The organism is Saccharomonospora halophila 8 (assembly GCF_000383775.1).
GTDB classification, from domain to species: domain Bacteria; phylum Actinomycetota; class Actinomycetes; order Mycobacteriales; family Pseudonocardiaceae; genus Saccharomonospora; species Saccharomonospora halophila.
Genome location: NZ_KB912517.1, coordinates 1 through 3,640, shown reverse-complemented (window position 1 = coordinate 3,640; position 3,640 = coordinate 1). Strand labels below are relative to the sequence as shown.

Annotated in this window: 5 protein-coding genes and 1 pseudogene; 5 read left to right on the top strand and 1 reads right to left on the bottom strand. The window is 71.3% G+C overall.

Going from position 1 to position 3,640, the window contains the following annotated elements; all coding sequences use genetic code 11:
* The 3 genes from SACHA_RS20835 to nusB all read left to right on the top strand — a co-directional run.
* Positions 1-644, top strand: a 644-nt coding sequence (locus tag SACHA_RS20835; RefSeq protein ID WP_019808457.1) for a M24 family metallopeptidase, incomplete at its 5' end; no start/stop codon positions are given.
* Positions 645-679: 35 nt separating this feature from the next.
* Positions 680-1,237: an elongation factor P gene (gene efp, locus SACHA_RS0107465; RefSeq protein WP_019808455.1), complete on the top strand. Its 558-nt coding sequence runs from the start codon at positions 680-682 to the stop codon at positions 1,235-1,237.
* Positions 1,238-1,256: 19 nt separating this feature from the next.
* Entirely contained in the window at positions 1,257-1,712 is a 456-nt protein-coding gene (nusB, locus tag SACHA_RS0107460) for a transcription antitermination factor NusB (RefSeq protein WP_019808454.1), read from the top strand.
* Between the two features lie 236 nt (positions 1,713-1,948).
* On the opposite strand, the gene bldD is transcribed toward nusB, so the two are convergent.
* Positions 1,949-2,437, bottom strand: a complete 489-nt coding sequence (gene bldD, locus SACHA_RS0107455; protein WP_007024603.1) for a transcriptional regulator BldD — start codon at positions 2,435-2,437, stop codon at positions 1,949-1,951.
* Between the two features lie 262 nt (positions 2,438-2,699).
* Here bldD and pyrR point away from each other — a divergent pair, with 262 nt between their 5' ends.
* Complete coding sequence (gene pyrR / locus SACHA_RS0107450) at positions 2,700-3,281, top strand: bifunctional pyr operon transcriptional regulator/uracil phosphoribosyltransferase PyrR (protein WP_019808453.1); 582 nt, start codon at positions 2,700-2,702, stop codon at positions 3,279-3,281.
* Positions 3,278-3,640, top strand: a pseudogene (locus SACHA_RS0107445) (aspartate carbamoyltransferase); the annotation flags it as partial. The gene pyrR and the pseudogene SACHA_RS0107445, both read left to right, overlap by 4 nt.

The following is a 3,640-nucleotide window of genomic DNA, read 5'->3' as shown; positions in this document are numbered from 1 at the left end:
CCGCCGACCGGGCGCTGGCCGATCTGCTCGACCACGGGGGGCTGCGCCCGGGCCGCACCGAGCGCGAGGTGGCCCGCGATCTGGAACACCGTATGGCAGAGCACGGCGCGCACGGCACGGCGTTCGAGTCGATCGTGGCCGCGGGGGCGCACGCGGCGATCCCGCACCACCGGCCGACCGACGCGGTACTGGAGCGCGGGGACCTGGTGAAGATGGATTTCGGGGCGGTCGTGGACGGGTACCACTCGGACATGACCCGCACGGTCGTGCTCGGACCGCCCGCCGGATGGCAGCGGGAGCTGTACGACCTGGTGCTGCGGGCGCAGACCGCCGCCACGGATGCGCTGCGGCCGGGACGGGAGGTGTCGTCCGTGGACGAGGCGGCCCGTACCGTGATCTCCGGGGCCGGGTTCGGCGAGCACTTCCCGCACGGCCTCGGACACGGCGTGGGACTGGCGGTGCACGAGGCGCCGAGCCTGTCCCCGCGTGGCGTCGGTACACTGGCCGCCCGCATGGCGGTCACCGTGGAGCCGGGGGTCTACCTGGCGGGGCGCGGTGGTGTCCGGATCGAGGACACGCTCGTCGTGCGGGAGGGCACTCCCGAGCTCCTCACAGTCAGTACCAAGGAACTCGTGGTCGCCTAGTGGCGGCCCCACCCGACACAGGAGAACGCACACTCGTGGCCACCACCAACGACCTCAAGAACGGCATGGTCCTCAACCTGGACGGCCAGCTGTGGTCCGTCGTGACCTTCCAGCACGTCAAGCCCGGTAAGGGCGGCGCGTTCGTCCGGACGACGCTGAAGAACGTCACCAGCGGCAAGGTGGTGGACCGGACGTTCAACGCCGGGACCAAGGTCGACACCGCGACCGTCGACCGCCGGCAGATGACGTACCTCTACAACGACGGCAGCGACTACATCTTCATGGACGGCGAGACGTTCGACCAGCTGGAGATCTCCGGCGCCCTGGTCGGCGAGGGCGCCAAGTTCCTGCTGGAGAACACCGACGTGCAGATCGCGATGCACGAGGGCAAACCGCTGTACGTGGAGCTGCCCACGACGGTCGAGCTGACCATCACCGAGACCGCGCCCGGCCTGCAGGGCGACCGGTCCACCGGCGGAACCAAGCCGGCCACGGTGGAGACCGGCGGCGAGGTGCAGGTGCCGCTGTTCGTCGGCAACGGCGAGAAGATCAAGATCGACACCCGCGACGGCCGCTATCTCGGCCGCGCCTGAGCGCGGACGGCGGCGCACGGTGAACGACACACGTCCCTCCCGCCCCCGGCACGGGGCGTCCGGTCGACGCGACGCCCGGCGGCGTGCCGTCGAACTGCTCTACGAGGCCGCGCAACGGGACACCGACCCGCGGACGCTGCTGGCGGAGCGGGTCGGCGCGACCGAGGTCGACCCGATCAACGACTACACGGTCACCCTGGTCGAGGGGGTGGCCGTCCACCGCGAGCGGATCGACGAGCTGCTGGCCGAGCACGCGCAGGGGTGGTCGCTGAACCGGATGCCCCCGGTCGATCTGGCGGTGCTCCGGGTCGGCCTGTACGAGCTGTTGTGGGCCGGTGACGTGCCCGACCCGGTGGCCATCGACCAGGCGGTCGGTCTCGTCCGGGAGCTGTCCACCGACGACTCGCCGCGGTTCGTCAACGGGGTGCTCGGGCGGATCGGCACGATCGCCGACCGGCTGCGCACCGTCCTGTAGCCCCCGACCGTCCGGCGGAGCCGACCGCGCGGACCTGCCCGCCCCGGACACGGCCGATCCCGGACGCGGCCGATCCCGGGTACGGCCCTGCCCGTGTCCGGTCCGGAGGTGGAGGCCCTCCCCGTGCGTCCTCCACCCTCCCGGCCGCTCCGGGCGCGCCGACCGTCGACGCCCCGACCCGGACGCCGGTGTCCGGGTCCGGCGACGGTGCCGACCGTGCCGTGCCCGAACGGCGGTCACTCCTCCCGGGACGGACGCGCCTCCGGCGGCAGCACGCCCCAGTCGATGAGCTGTTCGGTCAGCTCGCCGGGCGTCATGTCGTAGATGATCGCCAGCGAGCGCAGGTCCTCGGTCCGGATGGACAGGACCTTGCCGTTGTAGTCACCGCGCTGGCTCTGGATGGTCGCCGCGTAGCGGGCCAGCGGTCCCACCTTCTCCGCGGGGAGTTGCTGCAACCGTTCGAGATTGATCACAATCTTGGTGGCGGGCTCCGCGCCGGAGGGCACCCGGCCCTCGGGCAGCAGCTCGACCACCGGGACACCGTAGAAGTCGGCCAGCTCGGCCAGCTTCTGCACGGTGACCGCACGGTCGCCCCGCTCGTACGAGCCGACGACGACGGCCTTCCACCGGCCGCCCGACTTCTGCTCGACACCGTGCAGGGACAGTCCCTGTTGCTGGCGGATCCCGCGGAGCTTGGCCCCGAGCGCCTTGGCGTAATCGCCCATCTGGTGGTTCTCCGTTTCCTCGCCCCGATGCGGCCACCGCTGACCGGACAGGGTCTCTCTAGGCCGAATACTCTCAGTAATGGTTACTCGTTGTCGTCACCAGGTCAAGCAGAACATCGCTTGAGGGTGTGACACAGCGCGGTGGACCACCCGTGAGGGCGAGGTCCGGGTACCTGCTAACGTCAACACAGTTCGCCTGCGCATGCAGGGTTTCGACATCCTTTAAGGACCCGTCCGGTGAGGCGGGGAAGGAGGTCCCACCGTGGCGCCACGGCCCAGTGGCGCGACGGAACCGGCCGCCGAGCGGGAACTGCTCTCGGCCGGCGACGTCGCGCGCACCATCGCTCGAATGGCCCATCAGGTCATCGAGAAGACCGCACTCGGTGCCGAGGTGATGACTCCACCCGTGTTGGTGGGGATCCCCACCCGGGGAGCGACCCTCGCGACCCGGCTCGGTGCGAAGGTCGGCGAGTTCTCCGGGGTCGAGGTGCCCACCGGTGCCCTCGACGTGACGCTGTACCGCGACGATCTGCGCCGCAGGCCCACCCGGCCGCTGGAGGAGACCCAGCTGCCCGGTGCGGGCGTCGAGGACCGTGTCGTCATCCTCGTGGACGACGTGCTCTTCTCCGGCCGCACGATCCGCGCGGCCCTGGACGCGCTCCGGGACCACGGCAGACCGCGGTCCGTGCAGCTCGCCGTGCTCGTCGACCGCGGGCACCGGGAACTGCCCATCCGGGCCGACTACGTGGGCAAGAACGTGCCCACCTCGCGCACCGAGGACGTCTCGGTGTTGCTCGACGAGGTCGACGGCCGCGACGCCGTGCTGCTGCGGGAGCGCGCATGAGACACCTGCTGACCACCGACGGGCTCGACGCGGGCGTGGCCACCGCGGTGCTGGACACCGCCGACGAACTCAAGCGCACCCTGCTGGGCAGGCAGGTGCGCAAACTGCCGACGCTGCGCGGGCGCACCGTGGTGACGATGTTCTACGAGAACTCCACCCGCACCCGGGTGTCCTTCGAGATCGCGGGCAAGTGGATGAGCGCCGACGTGGTCAACGTCTCGGCGGGCGGCTCCTCGGTCGGCAAGGGCGAGTCGCTGCGGGACACCGCGCTGACCCTGTCCGCGGCGGGGGCCGACTGCGTGGTGGTGCGCCACCCGGCCTCCGGTGCGGCGCACCGGCTCGCGGACTGGCTGGCCGAC